Consider the following 21,030-nt stretch of genomic DNA (forward strand, 5'->3'; position numbering starts at 1 on the left):
GATGGTTCCGCGAAAGGAGGGCCGGAGGTTCAGATGTCCGTGACGGAGAGGGTGTGCTGCACCAGGGCCGCCAGCGTCCGCGCCGAGGAGGGGCGGGAACGGGCGTCGCAGTGCAGCAGCGGCACGCCGGGGTCGAGGCTCAGGGCGTCCCTGATGTCGGCCTCCCCGTACAGCGGCGCGCCGTCGAACTCGTTGACCGCCACGATGAAGGGCAGCCCGCTGCTCTCGAAGTAGTCGACCGCGGGGAAGGCGTCCTGGAGACGGCGGGTGTCGACCAGGACCACCGCGCCGACGGCGCCGCGGGCCAGGTCGTCCCACATGAACCAGAAGCGCCGCTGGCCGGGCGCGCCGAACAGGTAGAGGATCAGGTCGTCGGCGATGCGCAGGCGGCCGAAGTCCATGGCCACGGTGGTGGTGGTCTTGCCGCTGCCGGGGGCGAGCTCGTCGGTGCCGCTGCCGGCGTCGGTCATGATCGCCTCGGTGCGCAGCGGGGTGATCTCGGAGACCGAGGCGACCATGGTGGTCTTGCCGACGCCGAAGCCGCCCGCGATCACGATCTTCGCGGAGGTGACCGGCAGCTCGGTCAGCGGTATGCCGGGGGTGGCCACCGCGCCGCCCGTCGCGGCGCCGGGCGCCCCGACGCCGTGTGCGCCGACGCCCCGTGCGCCGACCCCGGGCGCGACGTCGGTGCGGGTGTCAGGCCAGGTCACGGAGGCCTCCGAGGATTCTTTCGAGCACCACGCGGTTGGGACGGCTCGGCACGCCGATCGGCGAGCCGGAGGAGCCCATGGCGACGGTGCCGCCGTGGACGCGCATTCGGCCGGCGTCGATGAGGTCGCTGACCCAGACCCGGACCACGCCCAGCGGCAGCTTCAGCAGGGCGGAGACCTCGGCGATGGACCGCATCTGACCCTCGCACAGCGCGCAGATGCGCTCCAGCTCGGGCATCGTGGACGCGGTCGGCTGCGCCTGCCAGGAGGGGTACGCCGAGCGCTGCTCGACGGCCGAGACCAGGGTCTCGACCAGGAGCACCTGGCCGAAGCGGGTCCGGCCGCCGGTCAACGCGTACGGACGCACGCGGAGCGAGCGCGCGGGGACAGTCACCGGATCGCCTCCTGGACCGGGAAGACCTCTGAGCGGACGTGCGCGGTCAGCACGTGGCCGGCCTGCTCGACGAGCCGGGCCATCTGGAAGGCCGCGACGCTCAGGTCGCAGTCGGCGGCCGTGTACGCGGCGAGGCAGGCGGTGCGGTCCACGGCCATGAGGATGAGCGTGCCCTCGTCGAGGGTGACCACGGTCCGCTTGAGCTGCCCGTAGTCGAGCAGCGCGGTGAGGCCCCCGGCCAGTCCGTTGATGCCGGCGACGAAGGTCGCCAGCTCCTCCGCCGGGCAGTTCTCGTCGACGGCCACCAGGGGCAGTCCGTCGGTGGAGACCAGCGCCAGCGCGCGCAGGCCGGCGGTGCCCATCAGCACGTCGCCGAGCAGCCAGCGCAGCCGCAGCTGCGGATTCGCCTGGGTCATGCCTTGTCGTCCTCCTCGCGCGGGGCTGCGGCCGCGCGCAGTCCGTTCTGGAAGCCGCCGAGGCGGCGGCGGAGCTCGTCGGCGGCGGAGCCTGCGCTCCGGGGCCCGGCGGCCGCGGCCTCCTGGCCGGGATCGGTGATCTGTGCCAACTGGCCGCTCTCGCCCGGGACCCGCTTGGGCAGGGTGGCGGCGGGGGCCCGGACCGCCGTCCGGACGGCGCCGGCCGGCTGCGGGACGGCGGCGAGGCCGGGGCCGCGCGGTCTGCTGACGGCCGACGTCGGCGTTGCGGACGCCGGGACGGGGATGCCGGCGGGGGCCTGCTGCTGCGCCACGTCCGGAGCCTCCGTCAGCAGCCCGGCGGGCAGGGCGACCAGGGCGGTGGTGCCGTCGCCGCTCGCGCTGGCGCGCAACTGGACGCGCAGGCCGAGGCGGCGCGCGAGCAGGGTGACCACGCGCAGGCCGAGCGAGCGGCCGCTGCCGTGGCCGACGTCGTGGCCGTCGCCCGGCTCGGCGAGCGCGGCGTTGGCCTGACGCAGCATCGTGTCGGTCATGCCGATGCCCCGGTCGGCGACGGAGACCATGACCTCGCCGCTGTCGAGGTGCCAGGCGGTGACGGTGACGGCCTCGGTCGGCGGGGAGAAGGCGGTCCCGTTGTCGAGCAGTTCGGCCAGCACGTGGCTGAGGTCGTCGGCGACCTCGGGCCGCAGGAAGACCTGCGGGAGCGCCGTCAGGTGGACGCGCTCGTACCGCTCGATCTCGGACAGGGCCGCGCGCAGCACGTCCAGCAGCGACGCGGGCGCGCCCGGCCGGCCGGCGCGGTGCTGCTCGGCGCCGGCGAGCAGCAGCATGTTCTCGCTGTTGCGGCGCATCCGGGTGGCCAGGTGGTCGAGTCCGTAGAGCTGCTCCAGCCGGACGGAGTCGGATTCCATCTCCTCCAGGCCCTCCAGGCTGCCGAGCTGGCGTTCCACCAGGGCGAGCGAGCGCAGCGCGAGGTTGGCGAGCACCTCGCCGCCCTCGCTGCGGCTGCGCCGCAGCTCCTCGGCGGCGTCGTCGAGCTCCTGGGTCATCCGCGCGTTGTGCTGCTGCGCCTGCCCGAAGGCGCGTTCCAGGTCGTCATAGGCCCGGCGCAGTCCGTCCATCGCGGCGTTGCGGGCGGCCAGCTCACGGCGGCCTGATCTGCGGGTCCGCAGCTGCCAGGCCATCAGGACCAGCAGCAGGAGCAGGGCAGCGCCGCCGGCGATGGCCTCAGGGGTGTTCGGTGTGGACACGTATCCCCACTGTTCGGCGCAGCAGCTTGCGCATTGGAAGCAGACAGAAACCTATGACACGTCCATCACATCACACGGGCGATTCCGGATTCCACTCCGGATGCCTGACGTGACGTCAGTGAGAGGCTGGTGTAAGGCTTTTGTGCGTCTCACATAGTGGCATGGACCACTAAGGCCCGCCTCTGGTAGACCCTCCGGCAGGCGGGGCGCCGGCCGGCCGGCGTCACCTCGGAGCAGCCGGCCATCGGGCCGCGCTCCCGACCGGGGACGGAAGCCGGCCGCACAGGCCCGTCAGCCGGCCGCGCCGCACCACGTGCCGGCGGCTGCCGATCCTGGCCGTCTCGCCGGGGTGGTGTTCCGCCCTGGGTACGCACGGGCTCATGGGAGCGCCTCCGGCTTCCCGGCCTCGAACTTCGCGGCCTCGAACCAGACCGCCTTGCCGCCGGGCCGGGCCTCGCTGCCCCACCGGCGGGCGAGCAGCCGCACGACGCGCAGCCCGTGGCCGCCGGGTCGGCCCGGGGCGGTCGTCGGTCGCACCCGCGGGGCTTCGGGGCTCGCGTCGAGGACCTCGACGCGCAGCCGTCCCCACCCGGCGTCCGAGACGGTCAGCGCGACCGGCCCGCCGGCGTGCAGGCAGGCGTTGGTGACGAGTTCGGAGGTCATCAGCAGCACGTCCTCGACCGCGGCGCGCTGGTCCGCCCCCGGGTCGTCGAGCCAGCCGCGCGCGGCGAGGCTCGCCCGCACGAAGTGACGGCAGCGCGCCACCACGCCGGTGCCGCCCTCCGGCACCAGCCGGTCCACGACCGCCCGCTCGACCTGTCCGCCTGCCCGCTCCACCGTGAGCCGCCTCCTTCGCCGTCCGCCGGTCCGCCGCCGCGTCGTTCAGCGCGCCGCCCGGACTTGCGGCTGCCACCGACCGGACGGCTCCGCCGCGGTCATGCTCCCGCTCCTCCGCCGGAGCGGCGGGGGCCACGCGTTCGACGCCATCGCCGCAGCCAGCGCGAGCCGGCCGGCCGCATCGTCCGCAGCCGCTCCTCGAGCGCCCGGTCCTCGCGCAGCGCCTCCTCGATGCCGGTGAGCGCCTCTCGCTCGCGCTCGGAGAGTGCGGGCCCGTGTCTCGCTTCCACGACACGCCTCCTCCCTGACGGTGGACGTGCGCTGTCCGTGTCCACGCGTCTGCCCGCCGGACGGCGCGCCATTCGCGTCGACGGGCCCTTTCCGGCGGCGGCGGACCGTTTCCGGAGCGCCGGGACGGCTGCGTCGCCCTCGCGCGAGTGGAACGATGAAGGTGGAGCCCAGCTCCGACGCCCAGGCCGGCCGAGCAGGCCGGTGTGCCCCACGAGTGGTGGAGAGGCGGGTATGCAGGTTCCCTCGTCGCCCGATCCGACCGGCCGGGTTCCCTCCCACGGCAGCGACGAGCGCGCGGAGGAGGGCCTGCGGCAGCTGCTCGCGGGCCTGACCGCCGTCCGCGACGGCGACTTCTCGACGCGCCTGTCCCCCGGCGCCGACGGGCTGTTGGGCGAGATCGCCCAGGTGTTCAACGGCATGCTCGACCAGCTGACGCTGGTCACCTCCGAGGTGACCCGCGTCGCCCAGGAGGTGGGCGGCCAGGGGCGGCTCGGGGGTCAGTCCCAGGTGCCCGGGGTCAGCGGGGCCTGGCGGGAGCTGACCGACTCTGTCAACGGCATGGCCCGCAACCTCACCGACCAGGTGCGCAACATCGCCCAGGTGACCACGGCGGTGGCCAAGGGCGACCTGACGCAGAAGATCGAGGTCGACGCGCTGGGTGAGATCCTCGCGCTGAAGAACACCGTCAACACGATGGTCGACCAGCTCTCCGCCTTCGCCGACGAGGTCACGCGCGTCGCCCGCGAGGTCGGCACCGAGGGCCGCCTGGGCGGTCAGGCACGGGTGCCGGGCGTGGCTGGGACCTGGCGGGACCTGACCGACAACGTGAACTCCATGGCCGGGAACCTCACCAGCCAGGTGCGGGCCATCGCCCAGGTCGCGGGCGCGGTGGCGGGCGGCGACCTGACCCAGAAGATCGCCGTGGACGCGCGCGGCGAGATCCTGGAGCTGAAGGAGACCATCAACACGATGGTCGACCAGCTCTCCGCCTTCGCCGACGAGGTCACCCGCGTCGCCCGGGAGGTCGGCACCGAGGGCAAGCTCGGGGGCCAGGCCACGGTCCGCGGCGTGGGCGGCACCTGGAAGGGCCTCACCGACAACGTCAACGTGATGGCGTCCAACCTGACCGGGCAGGTGCGCTCGATCGCGCAGGTCGCCCGGGCGGTCGAGCGCGGCGACCTGTCCCGGAAGATCTCCGTGGAGGCGAGTGGCGAGGTCGCCGCGCTCGCGGACGCGATCAACACCATGGTGGACATGTTGTCGGCCTTCGCCGACGAGGTCACCCGCGTCGCCGGGGAGGTCGGCACCGAGGGCGTGCTGGGCGGACAGGCCCGCGTGCCCAACGTGGCCGGCACCTGGAAGGACCTCACCGACAACGTCAACTCGATGGCGACCAACCTGACCAACCAGGTCCGCAACATCGCCCAGGTGACCACGGCCGTCGCGCGCGGCGACCTGACCCGCAAGATCGACGTCGACGCGCGCGGCGAGATCCTCCAGCTCAAGACGACCATCAACACCATGGTCGACCAGCTGTCCTCGTTCGCGGCCGAGGTCACCCGCGTCGCCCGTGAGGTGGGCACCGAGGGCCAGCTGGGCGGACAGGCGGAGGTCGAGGGCGTCTCGGGCACCTGGAAGCGGCTCACGGAGAACGTCAACGAGTTGGCCGGGAACCTGACCCGGCAGGTGCGGGCCATCGCCGAGGTCACCAGCGCCGTCGCCGAGGGCGACCTGACCCGCTCGATCGCCGTCGAGGCGCCGGGCGAGGTCGGGGAGCTCAGGGACAACATCAACGCGATGGTCCACTCGCTGCGCCAGACCACCCGGCGCAACCAGGAGCAGGACTGGCTCAAGTCCAACCTGGCCCGGATCTCCGCCCTGATGCAGGGCCCGCGGAACCTGGCCGCCGTCGCCGAACTGGTCCTCGACGAGCTGACGCCGCTGGTCGACGCCCAGTACGGGGCGTTCTACCTGGCCCGGGAGACCCCGGAAGGGACGCGGCTGATCCGCGTCGGCGCCTACGGCGCGCCGGAGGGGCAGAAGCTCAGTTACCGCGTCGGCGAGTCGCTGGTCGGCCAGTGCGCCCGCAGCCGGCGCACGCTGCTGGTCGAGAACCTCCCCGAGAGCTACCTCAGCATCGCCTCCGGAGCCGGGAGCGCCTGCCCCGCCTCGCTCCTGCTGCTGCCCATCGTCACCGAGGAGCAGCTGCTGGGCGTCCTCGAACTCGCCTCGCTGCACCCCTTCGCGCAGGTCCACCGGGACTTCCTGGACCAGGTGACCGAGGCGCTCGGCGTCAACGTCGGCTCGCTGCTGTCCAACGTCCGCACCGACGAACTGCTGGCCGAGTCGCAGCGGCTGACGGCCGAGCTCCAGCAGCGGCAGCAGGAGCTGCAGCGCTCCAACGCGGAGCTGCAGCAGCAGGCGGGCCTGTTGGCGGACCGCAACGCGGACATCGAGGCGAAGAACCTGGAGATCGAGCTGGCCCGGCAGGAGTTGGAGGATCGGGCCCAGCAGCTGTCCACGGCGTCGATGTACAAGTCGGAGTTCCTGGCCAACATGAGCCACGAACTGCGCACCCCGCTGAACAGCCTGCTGGTCCTGGCGCAGCTGCTGGCACAGAACCCCGGTGGGAACCTGACGGAGAAGCAGGTCGGCTACGCCACCGTGATCCACTCGGCGGGCTCGGACCTGCTGGAGCTGATCAACGACATCCTCGACCTGTCGAAGGTCGAGGCCGGAAAGCTCGACGTGAACCCGGAACGGTTCGCGCTACGGCCGCTGCTGGACTCGCTGGAGAACACCTTCCGGCCGCTGACCGGCGACAAGGCGCTGGAGTTCCACGTCAGCACCGGCCCGGACCTGCCGTCCGAACTGGTCAACGACGAGCAGCGGCTGCGGCAGGTGCTGCGGAACCTGCTGTCCAACGCCGTCAAGTTCACCGAGACCGGCAGCGTGGAGCTGCGGGTCGAGACGGCCGCCGCGGACTCCCTGTCACGTGAACTCGCGGGCCGGGGGCCGGTGTTGGCATTCCGGGTCGAGGACACCGGGATCGGCATCGCGGAGGAGCACCTGAGCTCGATCTTCGGGGCCTTCCAGCAGGCGGACGGCACCACCAGCCGCCGCTACGGCGGGACCGGCCTCGGTCTGTCGATCAGCCGCCAGATCGCCCGCCTGCTCGGCGGCGTGATCAGGGCGGAGAGCGTCCTTGGCCAGGGCAGCACCTTCACGCTGCTGCTGCCGGTCCGCTCCCCCGACGCGACGGACCCCGAACCCGGCGAACAGGACGACGCGTCGTCCGCCGCGGCGCGCGACGTCCGCCTGGGCGACGACCTGGAGGGCCGGGTGGCGCTGGTCGTGGACGACGACGAGCGCAACGTCGTCGCGCTCTCGGGCGTCCTGGAACTGCACGGCGCGCGGGTCGTGCTCGCGGCCAACGGCCACGAGGGCCTCCACACCCTCCAGGACCGGGACGACATCGACGTGGTGCTGATGGACCTGATGATGCCCGGCCTGGACGGCTACGAGGCGACACGCCGTATCCGCGCGATCCCGCGTTTCGCGGACCTGCCCATCATCGCGGTCACCGCGAAGGCGATGCCCGGCGACCGCGACGAGATCCTGGCCGCGGGCGCCACCGACTACCTGGTCAAGCCCGTCGACGCGAACGAGCTCCTCGACCGGGTCCACCGCCATCTGCGCTGACCCGGTGGCGGGCCGCCCGTGCCCAGGCCTGGTCACCGCCCCGCTGCCACCGGTGAGCCGCGGGGCGGTGCGCCTTGCTTCTCACCCGATTCCGCGGCCTCAAACACGACCCGCACAGCCGGGTGTGATCCGCGCCGTCGCGGGCACACGCCTGCCGGGACATCCGTAACACAGGCACGGGAGGTCACGACCATGCCGTATCGCAGCGAGGTGCGCATCACCGAGGAGCGCGTCCGCGAGGACGTCCGGGTCCTCGCGCCGGCCACCGCCGAGGATTCCTTCGCCACCGCCCAGGGCTGCGCCGACCAGCACCTCTTCGCGGAACTGCAAGGGCGCTGGGTGCAGGAGCGGCCCATGCCGTACCGGGTCGAGGTCCGCGTCTGGGAGGACGAGGCGGGCGGATTCCCGGCGGCGACGGCCGAGTGGGACGAGGACCACGGCGTGCTGCGCCGCCGCGACGAGAGCGCGGCGTAACGTCCGAAGAGCCGGGTAGAAGCCCGCGCGGAAGGAGACCGCCACGGAGGAGAGGAGCGACAAGGGTGAGCCGACCGCAGGACGAATCCATGGACGCCGCGGCCCGGCGGTTGCGGGAGGAGATGGACACGGCCCTTCGCCATCTGAGGGAACAGGTGTGGACCCGGCCCACGTCGGGTCACCAGGACCACCGCCCGAACCGTTCCGGCGGGCACCGCCGCTTGGGCGACACCGGCGACGCGACCGCGCCGCAGGAGTGACCCCGTCCGTGCAGGAGCGACCCTGGCGACCCTCCCAGTCGAGACGCTCAGTCGAGACGCACCAGCACCAGGCTGGCGTCGTCGTCCGTGTCGCCGACCGCCGTCGCCACCAGCGCGTCCACCTGGGCCTCCAGGTCGGAGCCCGACTCCAGCGCCTCGACGGCGCGGCAGAGCAGGGCGAGGGCGTCGTCGAGGGAGGCGTGGCGGCGCTCGATCAGACCGTCGGTGAACAGCAGCAGCAGGTCGCCCGAGCGCAGTTGCACCCGTGACTCCTGATAGCGGGTCCGCGGCGCGGCGCCGAGCAGCAGGTTCGGCGCGGTCTCCAGCAGCCGGGCCCGTCCGTCGCGGAGCAGGAGTGCGGGCAGGTGGCCGGCGCTGGTCCAGTGCAGCGAGCGGTCGGCGGGGTCGTAGTGGGCGCACAGCGCTGTCGCCGTCGGGTGGCCGCTGGTGCGTAGCGCCACCTCGTTGAGGGTGTGCATCAGGGGGCCCGGTTCTCCGCCTGAGCAGGCCAGGCCGCGCAGCGCGTTGCGCAGCGCGACCATGCCGGTGGCCGCGTCGATGCCGTGGCCGGCGACGTCGCCCACCGCGATCATCACCCGTCCGTCGGGCAGGCTCAGCACGTCGTACCAGTCGCCGCCCACTCGGTACTCCTCCGCGGCGGGCCGGTAGCGGGCCGCGACCTTCAGGCCGTCGAGCAGCCCGAGGTCGGTCTGCTCGGGCACGATGGCCTGCTGCAACTGGAGCGCCAGCCGGTGGCGGACCGCCGCCTGTTCCTGGACCGAGCCGAGTGCGTCGAACGTCGCGGCGAGCGCCGCCTGGGTCTGGTGCTGCTGGGAGACGTCCTGGAAGAAGCCGGTCAGGCCGGTCAGCGTGCCGTGGGTGAGCAGCGGCTCGGCGATCAGCCTGAGGTGCCGCACGCCGCCGTCGGGCCGCGGGACCCGCAGCACGCCGCTGACGCCTTCGAGGCGGCCGGTCAGGGTCTCGAGCATGCGGCTGAGCACGGTCCGGTCGTCGGCGGCCAGCAGGTCGGCGACCCGCTCCAGCGGGATCGGCTCGGCGTCCTCGGGCAGGCCCAGCAGCGGCGCGACCTGTTCGCTCCACTGGGTCACCCCGCGGGCGGAGTCGTCCTCGAAAGCGGCGAGCGAGCCGAGGCGGCCCGCCCGTTTGAGCACGGAGAAGCTGTGGTCCCGGCCCTCCGCGTGCCACAGCACGGCACAGCGGTCGGCGGAGACGGCGAGCACGCGGACGTTGAGCATCGGGGCCGCCGCGGTGCCGTCACGCTGCCGCACCCGCGGCAGTCGCTCGGCGCGCCTGACCGGTCCGTTCCGGTAGGCCTCGGCGACCAGCGCGTACAGGTCGTCGGCCGACGCCGGCAGGACGTGCGCGAGCGGCCTGCCGACAGGCCTCGGGACGCCGCTGCTCATCCGGTGCGCGGCCGCGTTCATGTGCTCGACGTAGAGCCGCGACTCCTCGGCGTCGGCGCCGCCCTTGCCGCGGCGCAGCGTCATCGCCGGCTCCGCGAGCAGGTCGAGGACGGCGGACAGGACCGGCAGCGTGGCTCCCGGGTCGGTGACGTGCTCGAGTCCGGCGAGCACGCGGGCGAACACCTCGAGCAGGCTGACCACGTGACGACGCAGCTCCGGGTCGAGGTCCTGCGACTCTCGCCAGGCCAGCAGCACGACTCCTGCCGAACGGCCCCCGAACCGCAAGGGCAGCAGGGCCCGCGCCGCGCCGCGGTCGGGGCCGGGCAGCTCGCGGGTGTCGGCGACGCCCTCCGTGAGCCAGAGCGGGGACTCGTCCGCGAGCACCTGCTGGGGAAGGGCCCGCCACTGCGGCGGGATCTGCGCCCACTGGGCGCGCTCCAGGGGCGAGAACCCCGCGGAGGCGGCCAGGCGCAGGCAGTCACTGGCGGTGCGGCGCCAGATCATCAGGCCGCGCACGCCGACCGGCCGCAGCTCCCGGAGCACGGCGGCGGCCACCTCGTCCAGGTCGCCCCCCGTCTCGGCGGCGCTCGCGACCTGCCGCCGCGCCCGAGGACCGGGCAACGGCGGAGCGTCCTGCCCGGGACGCTCGACCTCGACGCCGCACGCGGCGTTGACGATGTCGGCCGCGAGATCGGCGGGCGTGAGCCCCGCGCCGGCCGCCAGGCGTCGCAGGGACTCGGCCGCGACGGCGGGCTCCACCGCCTGCTGCGCGACGAGGATCCCGGTCGCGAGGTCGAGCAGGTACCGTCCTTCGGTCCGGGTGAGCTCCTCCGCGAGATCGAGGGACGCGCGGACGGCGAGCCTGCCGACCTCGCCGTCATCGAGGCCGTGTGGGGCTCCGCTGACCCGATCCATGAGGCCTCCCGACCCTCGTCAGTCCGGTGACCGGTCCCGCTCCTCTCAGTCTGCTCCGCGTATGCCCGCGGGACCCGGAGCTATGCGACCCGGAGCTGTGCGACCCGGAGCTGTGCGACCCGGGGCTAGGCAGCGTGCGGTTCCGCCGCGTCCAGGGCGGCGCGGACCCGGGCGACGACGGCCTGCGGTTCGCGGACGGTCACGGCGATCCGGGCGAACTCCGCCGGGGCCCGCAGCTCGACCTGGACGCACGGCCCGTGCTCGGGCCGCACGACGATCAGGTCCCGCCCGCCGGGGTGGTGCCAGACGCCCTTCCAGGCCACATCGGGAATGTCCAGCCCGTGCTCGCGCCGTCCGCGCAGGCACCGCCACGGCTCGGCGAGGACGCGGGCGTCCACCACCGCGGCGAGCGGCACCCGCAGGCTCCCGACACGCGTCGCCAGCCGCTCCCGCAGGCCGAGGGAGAGCAGGAGCACGTCCTCGTCGATCGTCAGCCTGACCATCGCTCCCACCGCCCGCCTCACGGACTACGCCGTACCTCGCCTTACCCGGCCGTACCTCCAGTCTCGCGCCGATCCGGCCGCGCGCAGGGCGGGCGGCCGGACCGGGAGGCGCTCGATCAGGGGTAGGACGTGAGGTCGGCGACGGTGCTGCCGCTGTTCACGGTCGCGCCGCTGCCGTTGACGATGTGGTCGATCGTGCCGGTCCCGCCGAGGGAGACGTCCATCGTGTCGTGCAGGGCGACGCCCGAGGTGGTCGGGACCTCGACGGCGTGGTCGGCGACCTCGCCCGGGTTGGCGCTGAAGTAGCAGTAGACGCCGAGGCCGTAGGCCTGGTGGCTGGTGACGCCGGGTGCGACCTCGTAGGAGGCCCAGCCGTCGCTGCCGCCGTTCATCCAGGCGGCCTGGTTCGGCGGATCGTATGGCATCTCGGACTGGTAGAAGTAGGTCCGTCCGCCGTTGCCGTTCCACTGCGTCTGGTACTGCTGGTAGTGCTCGACGGCGAGCCCGTACATGGTCACGTTGTTGCCGTTGACGACCAGGCCGTTGTTCGCGGTGTTGCTGGTCCAGCCGACGCCGCTGCCGTGGTCGGCGCGCCACAGCCACAGGTCGTCGCCGATGGTGTTGTTCGAGTTGACCTGGAGCGTCTGCGTCGCCTTGCCGACGGCCGCGCCGCCGACGCGGAAGTACACGTCCGACAGCACGTTCGGGTCGGCCGAGTGGTCCGCGGACGCGCCCGCCGGGCCGATCTGCATCAGCGAGGGCGAGTTGACGGTGCCCGCGTCGACGATCAGGCCGGCGATGCGCACCCCGCCGACGTCGTCGGTGCTGATCGCGGTGACGCCGTTGTCCGCCACCAACGTGGCGAGGCCCAGGCCGAGCACGACCGTGTCGGCGCGGGTGATGTGCAGGGTGGAGCTCAGCTGGTAGACGCCGGGGGTGAAGATGAGGTTCTTGCCCTGGGCCAGCGCCGCGTTGAGCGTGTCCGAGGTGTCCGACGGCGTGGCGATGTAGAAGGCGCTGAGCGGCAGCGAGGTGCCGGGCGGGGTCTGGCCGTTCGTCCAGTCCGTGCCGGTGGAGTTGGTGCGGGGGGCGGGCACGAAGACGTTGTAGTTGCCGGAGCCGTCGACGTAGAGGCTGGGCTTCTCCACGCTGGTCGGGGTCTGGCCGACGGTGGTGTAGGGCGGCTTGGGGAAGCTCTGCGCGGGCGCACCCGTGTCGCCGACGAAGACCATGTTCCAGTTGGACCCGGTCCAGCTGCCGAGCTCGTCGTTGCGCGAGAGCCACTGCTGCTGGCTTCCGGAGTCGACCTGCCCGTCGACCTTGGCGTCGCCGAGGAAGCCGCCGCTGGACCAGCCGCCGTTGTCGTCGAGGACGACGTTGCCCTGGATGTGCACGCGGCGCATCGGCGACGCCTGGGAGACGGCCCACTCGGTGCTGCCGGAGCTCGGCGCGATGTCCAGGTTCTCCACGCCGCGCCAGAAGTTCTCGGTGGCGTTGCCGCCGTTCCACTGCGCGTCGGCGTGGACGCCGCCGCCGGTGATGGTGGTGGCGTCCGGCGTCTGGCCGAGACCGAGGACCTGGGTGTAGAAGCCCACGTTGACGTTGACGTTGTAGCTGCCCGGCTTGAACAGCAGCGCGTAGCGGCTGCTGCCGAACTGGTTGGACTGCTGCTGGCTGTAGACCGCGTCCAGCTGGCTCTGGATGCTGGCGGCCGACATGGAGGGGTCGAAGACCAGCACGTTCGGGCCGAACGGGTTGCTGCCCGTCGTGGTCGTGGGGAGGGTCCACTGCTGGTTGGCGCCTGCGGAGCAGCTCCAGATCTGGGCCTGGGTGCCGGGCGTGGTGGACCAGTTGGTGTCGTCCAGGCACTTGCCCGACTGCGGGTTCAGCAGCGAGCCGTTCGACTGCGGCTGCCACACCTGCGCACCCGTGCCGTTGCAGTCGTACAGGTCCACCGTCGTCCCGTCGGCGGTCCCGCCGCCGTTCACGTCCAGGCACTTGCCCAGCACCCGCAGCGTCCCGTCCGAACCAGGAGTCCACTGCTGCGCGCTCGTCCCGTTGCAGGTGTACACCTGCACCGGGTTGAAGTTCGCCGTCGACGCCGACCGGTCATCCAGACACAGACCCTGATACCCCGTCACCTGACCGGTCGCCGGGGTGGCCGCCACGGCGGGGTGCAGCGCGGCCGCGCTGAGCGGGAGTTGGAGCAGGACGGCGGCGGCGATCAAGGGCCGGCGGCGGGCACGCGGCCGCCCGCGGGAAGACAGCATGGCGAGACCTCTCGGTGGGGGTGGTGGGGCCCGCCGATTGAACTCTTGAAGTCATGTCAACGTCAATAGTCATGAAACCAACTCAGAGAACGCTCTCCCGCGATCAGGGCTCGAACACAGAGATCAGACATGCCCGATGTGTCCGTCGGAGTCCTGTCGGCTCTTTTGACAGGAAGGTTTACTAATCCTGGCTCTTGACGGCCTGTCATGACCTCTAGTTGACTCCGTTCCACCCGGCCGCTCCCCCACGTTCCGGCCTCACCCCACGGAGTCCACCATGCGTCTTCGGCATGCCTGCGCACCGTCCGCCGTACTGCTGACCGCCGCCTCAGCGATGCTGCTCGCCGCGCCGGCGGCCCACGCCGCGGCCAACCCCGGCCCCGGCTTCCCCGCCCACTACGCCGCGCCCTACGTGGAGACCTGGAACTCCCCCGGGGCCATCGCGGCGGCCGAGTCGGCGACGGGCCTGAAGTACTACACCCTCGCCTTCGTCATCAACGGCAACGGAAGCTGCAACGCCACCTTCAACGGTGACACCGCGATCGACGACGCCGGCTGGACCGGCGCGGTCAACACGCTGCGCGCGTCGGGCGGCGACGCCATCGCCTCCTTCGGCGGCGCGTCCGGCACCGAGCTCGCCGAGGCGTGCACCTCGGTGTCGGCGCTCCAGGCCCAGTACCAGCGGGTCGTCGACACGCTGAACCTGACCCGGATCGACCTCGACGTCGAGGGGTCCACGCTCGACGACACGGCCGCCAACGACCGCCGCAACCAGGCGCTCGCCAACCTCCAGTCCTACTACGCCTCCCAGGGCCGCACCCTCACCGTCGACTACACGCTGCCCGTGGACACCACGGGCCTCGAATCGAACGCGATCAGCCTGCTCGACAACGCCGCGAGCCACGGGGTGAACGTCAACCTGGTCAACATCATGACCATGGACTACGGCCCGAACGAGGAGATGGGCCAGGCCGCGATCAGCGCGGCGCAGGGCCTGCACACCCAGCTCGGACAGATCTGGACCGGCAAGAGCTCGGCCCAACTGTGGGCCATGGAGGGCAACACGCCGATGCTCGGCGTCAACGACTCCACCAACGAGGTCTTCACCACCGGCGACGCCTCCTCCCTGGAGAGCTTCGCCCAGGCCAACGGCATCCAGGAGCTCTCCTACTGGTCGCTCGGCCGCGACCAGGCCTGCGCCTCCGTCGGCACCTACTCCGACACCTGCAGCGGAACCCAGCAGAGCACGTACCAGTTCGCGTCCACCTTCAACGCCCTGACCGGCAGCTCCGGCGGGGGCGGCGGCAGCCGTACGGGTCAGGTGACGGGGTATCAGGGTCTGTGTCTGGATGACCGGTCGGCGTCGACGGCGAACTTCAACCCGGTGCAGGTGTACACCTGCAACGGGACGAGCGCGCAGCAGTGGACTCCTGGTTCGGACGGGACGCTGCGGGTGCTGGGCAAGTGCCTGGACGTGAACGGCGGCGGGACCGCCGACGGGACGACGGTGGACCTGTACGACTGCAACGGCACGGGTGCGCAGGTGTGGCAGCCGCAGTCGAACGGCTCGCTGCTGAACCCGCAGTCGGGCAAGTGCCTGGACGACACCAACTGGTCCACCACGCCCGGCACCCAGGCCCAGATCTGGAGCTGCTCCGGCAACGCCAACCAGCAGTGGACCCTCCCCAGCTGAATCCCGGCCCCCCTTGTCAGGACCACAGCGACACCGCATCGCTTCGTGCAAGACTTGGCAGGAACGGCCAGCTGGCACAACCGCGACTGGCCGTTCTTGTCGTGTCTGCCGAGTCCGTACTGAGTCGGGCAGGAGGGGCGATGCACCGGCGCATCAGGTGTCCTGCCGGCGCTCCGCCTCGCCGGCGCGCAGTTCCTCCGCGAGGGCAGCAAGGCCCCGCAAGGCGTGGCCCAGCCGGATAGGACCGGCCTCACGGTCCGGGTCGGCCTCAGCTGCGGCGTCACAGTCTTCAGCGCGCTGCCGCAGGGCGGTGATGACGTCGTCGAGGGGACCGGGAAGAGCATCGAAGGCGGGCCGCAGGCGGCCCGGCAGCGAGACGAGATCGGTGGCGGCCCAGCCCACCGCCGTGCCCGCGCATGCCTGGACGGCCCGGAACGATTCTCTGTAGAGCGCTTCGGCGTCCCCGGCACGACCCGCCAGCTGGTCGATGAACGCCAGACGGAACACACTCTGCGACCACCGGGCCGCGTACATGCCCGGATTTGCCTTGGCCAGCCCCCGGAAGAGCGCTGCCGCTTCCTGCAGCACCTGCTCGGCCTCGGCACGATTCCCGGTGCGCCACAGCAGACGGCCGAGCCCGGCGACCGAGTCGGCGAAGTACTCACCGAATGCCTGGGGAGTCCCCAACCACTGGGCCCGGCGGAGGCCGACCGCCTCCCGGCTCCGTTCGACGGCCTCCTCCGGTCGCCCGAGGTCGTCCAGTGCGTCGGCCAGGTTCTCCAGTGATCCGGCGAGCTCCGTGGTCCGACCGGGATGTTCCTCCTCCCAGCGGCGGCACACCGCCACGGCCTCCTCGCCGAGAGAAAGCCGCTCGGCCGGGGGCAGAGCACGTCGTCCGGCTTGGTTCGCCAGCGAGTAGCCGAGCTGATGTCCGGCGCGACCGTCGGGGTCACCTCCCACCTCGATCAGCCTCCGCAGGATGCCGATGGCCTCGCGGGTGTGCGGCAGAGCGTCGGCGTGCCGTCCCCTGAGCTCCAGGTCGATGCCGAGCCGGTCCAGGCTCTGCGCCAGCCTGAGCTGGTACAGGTGACGGTCGTCGCCGCTGCTGCCCGCGACCAGCTCCCGGTAGAGCGCCACGGCCTCGGTCGCGGGCCGTATCGCCGCCTGCCACAGACCGGCGCAGCCCAGCCGGTAGCTGACGTGTCCTTCGATCCAGGCTCGATCCGCGGTACTCCCGGCCGCCGCGAGCTGTTCGGATTCGGTCGCCAGCATCAGTGCGGCCACACCGAGATCAAGGTCGCTGTCGCGGCCGACGCCGATGCTCACGGCGACCTCCAGCAAGGTCTCCTCGTCGATACCGGGCAACGCGGGCAGTTGCGCGAGCGCCGCTCCCCCGGCGGCCGTGGCCAGCTGCGGGCTCGAGCGCAGGAGGCCCGACAGGTGCTCCGCTCCGACGTGCGGCCAGCGGCTTGCGGTTTCGAAGAGCACCGCGCAGGCATGCCGCATCCACGAAGGCACCGGCTCCTCGGGTGCCTGCGTCAGAAGCCGGCGCAGGCACCCACTGGTCCACGGATCCGGTGCGTGAGCCGAGGTATGACCGGGCATGCTCAGCGCCACGAAGTCCTCACCCAGCCGGTCCGGATAGACGGGCTCCAGATAGCCGTCGTCGGTCCCGGAGGGGTAGACCAGGGAGTGCGCCTTGAGCAGGCTCCCGACCGGCAGCGCGGACTCGACACCCACGCGGGCCAGCACGGCTCCCGCCTCCTCATAGGACAGCCGGCCCACGAGCGTGGCGACGTAAGCGATCTGCGCCATCTCGTCCGCGTTGGCGACCACGCGGCCGCTGCCCTCGGCATGCGCCTCCTCCCAGAAGGCGCGTTCCCGGTCGAGCAGGTAGGCCGACAGCTGAGCCGGGTCGGCAGGCGGCCGCTGCCCACGCCGGTGCGCGTCGACCGCGACAAGGGCTGCCATATGGACCGTGAGCATCAGGTTGTAGCGCTCGTCGTCCAGGTCGCCCGGGACGGGGACGGCCTCTGGATCTGTCACGCTCAGTTCCCTGGCGAACCCGTCCCGCGCCGCGAGGAACGCGTCCCGTCGGCCGCCCTCCCGGCCCCCGACGAGAGCCGGCAGCGCCCGCTGGTCGACGGCGAAGCCGCAGTCACGCAGGGTGTGGCGTGTCGGGTCCCACCACCCGGCCGCCGCGCGGGCTACCAGCAGCAGCCGCAACCGCCCCGGGAAACGAGCGGTCAGATCGCTGATGATCTCCTTGATCCGGCTGTGGGACCAGCGCTCGGTGTAGTCGACGATCACCAATGTGCCGTGTCCGGGCTCGGGTCGCGGTGGCGCGGCTGCACCGTCCCCGGCACGACCGGCGCGGTCGGTCACCCGCCAACTGGACCAGGCGTCGTCCAGTTGCGCGGCCAGGTGCAGCGCGAGCCGCGTCTTGCCCTGGCCTCCCGGGCCGTGGACCAGTCGAGCCGCCCGATGGGGGGCCGACTCGGTACACCAGGTCAGGAGTTCCGCGAGCTCCTGCTCGCGCCCGGTGAACGGGACGATCCGGTGCTCGATCTGGTGCTCGGCCAGCAGAAGGCTGCTGGGCGTGTCCGGCCAGGGCCCGCCCTCCGACCGGCCGGGACGGCTCGTGCCGACCCGGGTGACGAAGTAGCCGACCGGTGCCTCGTAGGAGTTGACGATGGTGTTCTTCGCGTCCGGACCCGTGGAGATGATGCCGTAGTTGGAGCCGGCGACATGGACCGTGGGCTCGCCCATCAGGGGCGTCTCTGGACGTTTTTGCTGCGGTCGCCGGTACTGATGATCCCGTCATTCCTCCCGCCGACGCGCACGGACCTCGACCTGGCGGATCCCTCGGCCAGCGGGGCGGCGCCAGCCGGGCCGGTGTCCGGGGGCAGCGGGCCCTCCCCCTGATAGCTCAGCGATCCGCTTCCGGTGGCGATGATGCCGTGGTTGGGTCCCGTCACCGCGACGTCATCGGTGGCCACCGGTTCCGACCCCCCACTGTCGGTGGTGGTCGTGGCCCATTTCTTCCCCCACAGGGCGACCAGGGCAGCGACCGCGGTACCGGCTCCGGTGCCGACCAGGACGCGCAGGTCGAGCGGGCCGAGCACATCGCCAGGGATCGTCACCGTCACCGCCCAGGTGACTCCCAGAAAGGCGGCCAGGGTCAGCAGACCCGCCGCCCACCAGCGCAACCCCGAACGGTTCATTCCGCCTCCTCGCCCAGGCGTCCCGATCGGGTCCATTGTCCCACTATTGCCGCGTTGTGACGCCCCGTCGGCTGAGATCCGGAGGGTTGCCGCGCCGCAAGCACGCGTCACGGCCCGGACGCCTGCACGGCGGGGAAGGCATGACGGCCGTGGAGGTCAGGCGGGTGACGACTGAGCGGTCAGCCGGCCGTCAGGACGTCGCGGGCGACGTAGCCGGCGGAGAGGACGCCCTCCTTGCCGCCGATGACGAGCGCGTCGACGGCGAGGTGGTTGGTGGTGTCGTACGCGGCGAACCAGCCGTTCGTGCTGGTCGCCGTCTCCGCCGTGCCGGTCTTCGCGCCGCCGTGGATGCCGGTCATGCGGGGCTGGGCGGTGCCGTAGGAGGCGGTGGCCGTGACGACCATCATCTGGCGCAGCTCGGCCGCGGTGGTCGCGGAGATCGGGCTGGCCGCCGTCTGCTGCGGCAGGCCGGGGACGATGATCGGCTGGTGGAACGCGCCGTCGGCGATGGTCGCGGCGACGGAGGCCATGGCGAGGGTGTTCATCGTCACCTGGCCCTGGCCGATGGACTGGGCCGCGATCTGGTTCGTGCTGCCCTTCTCGTCGGGCACGCTGCCGTCGGTGGTGGGCACGCCGATGTTCCAGTCGCCGATGCCGAAGACGTCGCGGGCCTCCGCGCGCAGGTCGCCGGAGTGCAGCTTCGCGGTGGCCGCGTCGATGAACCCGGTGTTGCAGGAGATCGCGAAGTCCTTGGTGAGGTCGGCGTTCGGGTCGCTCTCGTTCTGGAAGTTGTGGAAGGTCTGGCCGTTGATCACGGTCTGCTTGACGCAGGCCGACTTGTCGGAGGGGCGCATCCCCGACTTGTCGAACAGCGCGGCCGACGTGATCATCTTCATCGTGGAGCCGGGCGCCGCCGCGCCGTTGAACGCCGCGTCGCCGCCCCGGAAGGCCATGGCCCGGATCTCGCCGGTGGTGTAGTCGATCGCCACCACGTCCGAGGGCATGGTGCCGATGTGGGAGTCCTTGACCGCCTTCTCGGCCGCCGTCTCCAGGCCGGCGTCGAGGGTCGTCCGGATGGAGCCGGCGACCGCGGGCTGGACGACGTGCAGCACCTTGACGGTCTTGCCGTCGGCGTCGGCGATCTCGACGCCCTGACCCTTGGCGCGCGTGGCCTTGCCCGCGTAGCGGGTCTGGAGCTCGCTGATGACGCCGGCCAGGGAGGGGTAGGCCTTGGCGGTCAGGGCGGCGCCGTGCCGGTCGACGACCTTCGCGCTGGTGGCCGGGATGCTGCCGAAGGCAAGCGTCTGGCCCGGCTTCAGGCCGGTGTAGAGCACCGAGGGCGCCCAGTGGACCTCCGGCTTGCCGTCGACGACCAGCACGTCGGCGGAGCCGGCGTAGCCGAAGCTCCCGCCGCCGCTGAGCGTCGCGGTGGTGTGGAAGGTGGTGCTCAGCGCGTGGGGCACGGCCGGGTCGGCCGCGCCCGCGGCCAGGCCGGTGAAGGCGATCTTGGACGCGTGCAGCCCGGAGGCGAACGTGCCGAGCGCCGTCTGCGCGGACGCGGGCTGGTCGGTGGCCTGCGCGGCCCCGTTCAGGTCCGCTCCCGCCCAGGAGGCGAGGAAGTGCTGCGTCGCGGCCGCGGCCTGCGCGGCGGTCGGCGTGGTGATGACGGGCACGTGCGCCTGGGCGTCGGGCTTGGCCGGAGACTTCGCGGACTCCGCGTAGGCGTAGACGGCCACGCCGCCGGCCCCGACCAGGGCCACCCCGGCCACCCCGGCGATCAGCCACTTCCGGCTGCGGCCCGGGGGCGTGGGCGCGTTCCCGAGGGGATCGTTCCCCGACCACGTGGGCATGTCGAGGTCGCGCTGCATGATCTCCCCGGGGAACTGGACGAAACGGACGGCAAGGAGATCGTATGTGACCTTCGGGAACGTTCCGGTTCCGCCCCCGCCTTGTAGACGTTCTGTTACATCCCGCACCACCTGCGTGGTCGGCGGGAGGCGCACGAACGTCCGAACGTCAGAACGCCGTACGGGCGTTGGCCCTGCGGCGGCTCAGTCGGCCCGGCTCCCCGCCGCCGTGAGGGCGGCGAGAGCCGAGGCCTCCATCTCCTGCATCCGGCGCTCCAGTCCGGCCAACTCCCAGCGCAGGTGCTGGGTGTAGGCCGGACGGAGGTAGAAGATCTCCCCGCGCAGATGGGCGGCACGAGCCTTCAGCCGGGCCATCTCGGGCGGGACGGGGAGCTTCGAACGTCGGCGGAGGATGGTTGTCAAGCGCATCAAACCAGACTAAACGCCCGGATGCACCCGATCTTCACCGGGTCGCGTGACCGTGCTCACGCGTGCTCAGGCGGGCTCACTCCCTCACGCGGGCTCATGTCCGGTAGCGGTAGAGGATCCGGCCGCGGGTGAGGTCGTAGGGGCTGAGCTCCACGAGCACCCGGTCCTGCGGAAGGATCTTGATGTAGTTCTTCCGGATCTTCCCGCTGATGTGGGCGAGCACCTTGTGCCCGTTCTGCAGCTCCACCGTGAAGTTGGCGTTGCGCAGGCATTCGGTGACGATGCCCTCGATTTCGATGCCGTTCGATGTCTTCGGCAAGTTCACTCTTTCGTCGATGGTGATGATGATGACGGTCGTGCGAGAGTCCAGCCG

At 72.0% G+C, this 21,030-nt stretch carries 18 protein-coding genes; 4 read left to right on the forward strand and 14 right to left on the reverse strand.

Translation table 11 applies throughout. From position 1 onward, the window contains the following. Nucleotides 1-29: 29 nt before the first annotated feature. From TR50_RS30895 to TR50_RS45995, 6 genes are all read right to left on the reverse strand, one after another. Nucleotides 30-710: a GTP-binding protein gene (locus TR50_RS30895; protein WP_084701267.1), complete on the reverse strand. Its 681-nt coding sequence runs from the start codon at nucleotides 708-710 to the stop codon at nucleotides 30-32. After that, nucleotides 697-1,104: a DUF742 domain-containing protein gene (locus TR50_RS30900; protein WP_042429731.1), complete on the reverse strand. Its 408-nt coding sequence runs from the start codon at nucleotides 1,102-1,104 to the stop codon at nucleotides 697-699. The genes TR50_RS30895 and TR50_RS30900 overlap by 14 nt, the downstream gene beginning before the upstream one ends. Then, nucleotides 1,101-1,520: a roadblock/LC7 domain-containing protein gene (locus TR50_RS30905; RefSeq protein WP_042429733.1), complete on the reverse strand. Its 420-nt coding sequence runs from the start codon at nucleotides 1,518-1,520 to the stop codon at nucleotides 1,101-1,103. The genes TR50_RS30900 and TR50_RS30905 overlap by 4 nt, the downstream gene beginning before the upstream one ends. Then, nucleotides 1,517-2,788, reverse strand: coding sequence for a sensor histidine kinase (locus TR50_RS30910; protein ID WP_052441554.1), 1,272 nt, complete (start codon nucleotides 2,786-2,788; stop codon nucleotides 1,517-1,519). Before TR50_RS30910 ends, TR50_RS30905 begins: the two co-directional genes overlap by 4 nt. Before the next feature lie 378 nt (nucleotides 2,789-3,166). Continuing rightward, nucleotides 3,167-3,625 carry an ATP-binding protein gene (locus TR50_RS30915; protein ID WP_236654659.1) on the reverse strand — a complete coding sequence of 153 codons (459 nt, stop codon included), beginning with the start codon at nucleotides 3,623-3,625 and terminating at the stop codon, nucleotides 3,167-3,169. A gap of 98 nt (nucleotides 3,626-3,723) precedes the next feature. Further along, on the reverse strand, nucleotides 3,724-3,915 hold the full coding sequence (locus TR50_RS45995) for a hypothetical protein (protein ID WP_152648733.1): 192 nt from the start codon (nucleotides 3,913-3,915) through the stop codon (nucleotides 3,724-3,726). A 232-nt stretch (nucleotides 3,916-4,147) separates the two neighbouring features. Here TR50_RS45995 and TR50_RS30920 point away from each other — a divergent pair, with 232 nt between their 5' ends. From TR50_RS30920 to TR50_RS30930, 3 genes are all read left to right on the forward strand, one after another. Further along, the gene (locus TR50_RS30920) at nucleotides 4,148-7,618 is read left to right on the forward strand and encodes a HAMP domain-containing hybrid sensor histidine kinase/response regulator (protein WP_042429736.1); all 3,471 of its coding nucleotides are present in this window, start codon (nucleotides 4,148-4,150) and stop codon (nucleotides 7,616-7,618) included. Nucleotides 7,619-7,810: 192 nt separating this feature from the next. After that, on the forward strand, nucleotides 7,811-8,092 hold the full coding sequence (locus TR50_RS30925) for a hypothetical protein (protein WP_042429738.1): 282 nt from the start codon (nucleotides 7,811-7,813) through the stop codon (nucleotides 8,090-8,092). A 65-nt stretch (nucleotides 8,093-8,157) separates the two neighbouring features. Next, nucleotides 8,158-8,352, forward strand: a complete 195-nt coding sequence (locus TR50_RS30930; RefSeq protein ID WP_042429739.1) for a hypothetical protein — start codon at nucleotides 8,158-8,160, stop codon at nucleotides 8,350-8,352. A gap of 47 nt (nucleotides 8,353-8,399) precedes the next feature. On the opposite strand, the gene TR50_RS30935 is transcribed toward TR50_RS30930, so the two are convergent. From TR50_RS30935 to TR50_RS30945, 3 genes are all read right to left on the reverse strand, one after another. Next, nucleotides 8,400-10,691: a SpoIIE family protein phosphatase gene (locus TR50_RS30935; protein WP_052441556.1), complete on the reverse strand. Its 2,292-nt coding sequence runs from the start codon at nucleotides 10,689-10,691 to the stop codon at nucleotides 8,400-8,402. 125 nt (nucleotides 10,692-10,816) lie between these two features. Next, nucleotides 10,817-11,194, reverse strand: a complete 378-nt coding sequence (locus tag TR50_RS43080; protein WP_052441558.1) for a hypothetical protein — start codon at nucleotides 11,192-11,194, stop codon at nucleotides 10,817-10,819. A gap of 116 nt (nucleotides 11,195-11,310) precedes the next feature. Continuing rightward, nucleotides 11,311-13,464 (reverse strand): pectate lyase-like domain-containing protein, encoded by a 2,154-nt coding sequence (locus TR50_RS30945; protein ID WP_042429740.1) that lies wholly within the window; start codon nucleotides 13,462-13,464, stop codon nucleotides 11,311-11,313. 277 nt (nucleotides 13,465-13,741) lie between these two features. On the opposite strand from TR50_RS30945, the gene TR50_RS30950 reads away from it, so the two are divergent. Further along, nucleotides 13,742-15,157: a chitinase gene (locus TR50_RS30950; RefSeq protein WP_042429744.1), complete on the forward strand. Its 1,416-nt coding sequence runs from the start codon at nucleotides 13,742-13,744 to the stop codon at nucleotides 15,155-15,157. Between the two features lie 153 nt (nucleotides 15,158-15,310). Here the strand turns inward: TR50_RS30950 and TR50_RS30955 are convergent, their stop codons facing one another. The 5 genes from TR50_RS30955 to infA all read right to left on the reverse strand — a co-directional run bounded on the left by TR50_RS30955 (nucleotide 15,311) and on the right by infA (nucleotide 20,976). Then, nucleotides 15,311-17,926, reverse strand: a complete 2,616-nt coding sequence (locus tag TR50_RS30955; protein ID WP_052441560.1) for a tetratricopeptide repeat protein — start codon at nucleotides 17,924-17,926, stop codon at nucleotides 15,311-15,313. Beyond that, on the reverse strand, nucleotides 17,926-18,381 hold the full coding sequence (locus TR50_RS30960) for a hypothetical protein (protein WP_042429746.1): 456 nt from the start codon (nucleotides 18,379-18,381) through the stop codon (nucleotides 17,926-17,928). The genes TR50_RS30955 and TR50_RS30960 overlap by 1 nt, the downstream gene beginning before the upstream one ends. A 179-nt stretch (nucleotides 18,382-18,560) precedes the next feature. After that, nucleotides 18,561-20,249 carry a penicillin-binding transpeptidase domain-containing protein gene (locus tag TR50_RS30965; RefSeq protein ID WP_084701271.1) on the reverse strand — a complete coding sequence of 563 codons (1,689 nt, stop codon included), beginning with the start codon at nucleotides 20,247-20,249 and terminating at the stop codon, nucleotides 18,561-18,563. A 183-nt stretch (nucleotides 20,250-20,432) separates the two neighbouring features. Further along, nucleotides 20,433-20,657 carry a hypothetical protein gene (locus TR50_RS30970; RefSeq protein ID WP_042429748.1) on the reverse strand — a complete coding sequence of 75 codons (225 nt, stop codon included), beginning with the start codon at nucleotides 20,655-20,657 and terminating at the stop codon, nucleotides 20,433-20,435. A gap of 94 nt (nucleotides 20,658-20,751) precedes the next feature. After that, nucleotides 20,752-20,976 carry a translation initiation factor IF-1 gene (gene infA, locus TR50_RS30975; RefSeq protein ID WP_042429811.1) on the reverse strand — a complete coding sequence of 75 codons (225 nt, stop codon included), beginning with the start codon at nucleotides 20,974-20,976 and terminating at the stop codon, nucleotides 20,752-20,754. Nucleotides 20,977-21,030: the final 54 nt, after the last annotated feature.

This window comes from Streptacidiphilus anmyonensis (genome assembly GCF_000787855.1).
GTDB lineage: Bacteria > Actinomycetota > Actinomycetes > Streptomycetales > Streptomycetaceae > Streptacidiphilus > Streptacidiphilus anmyonensis.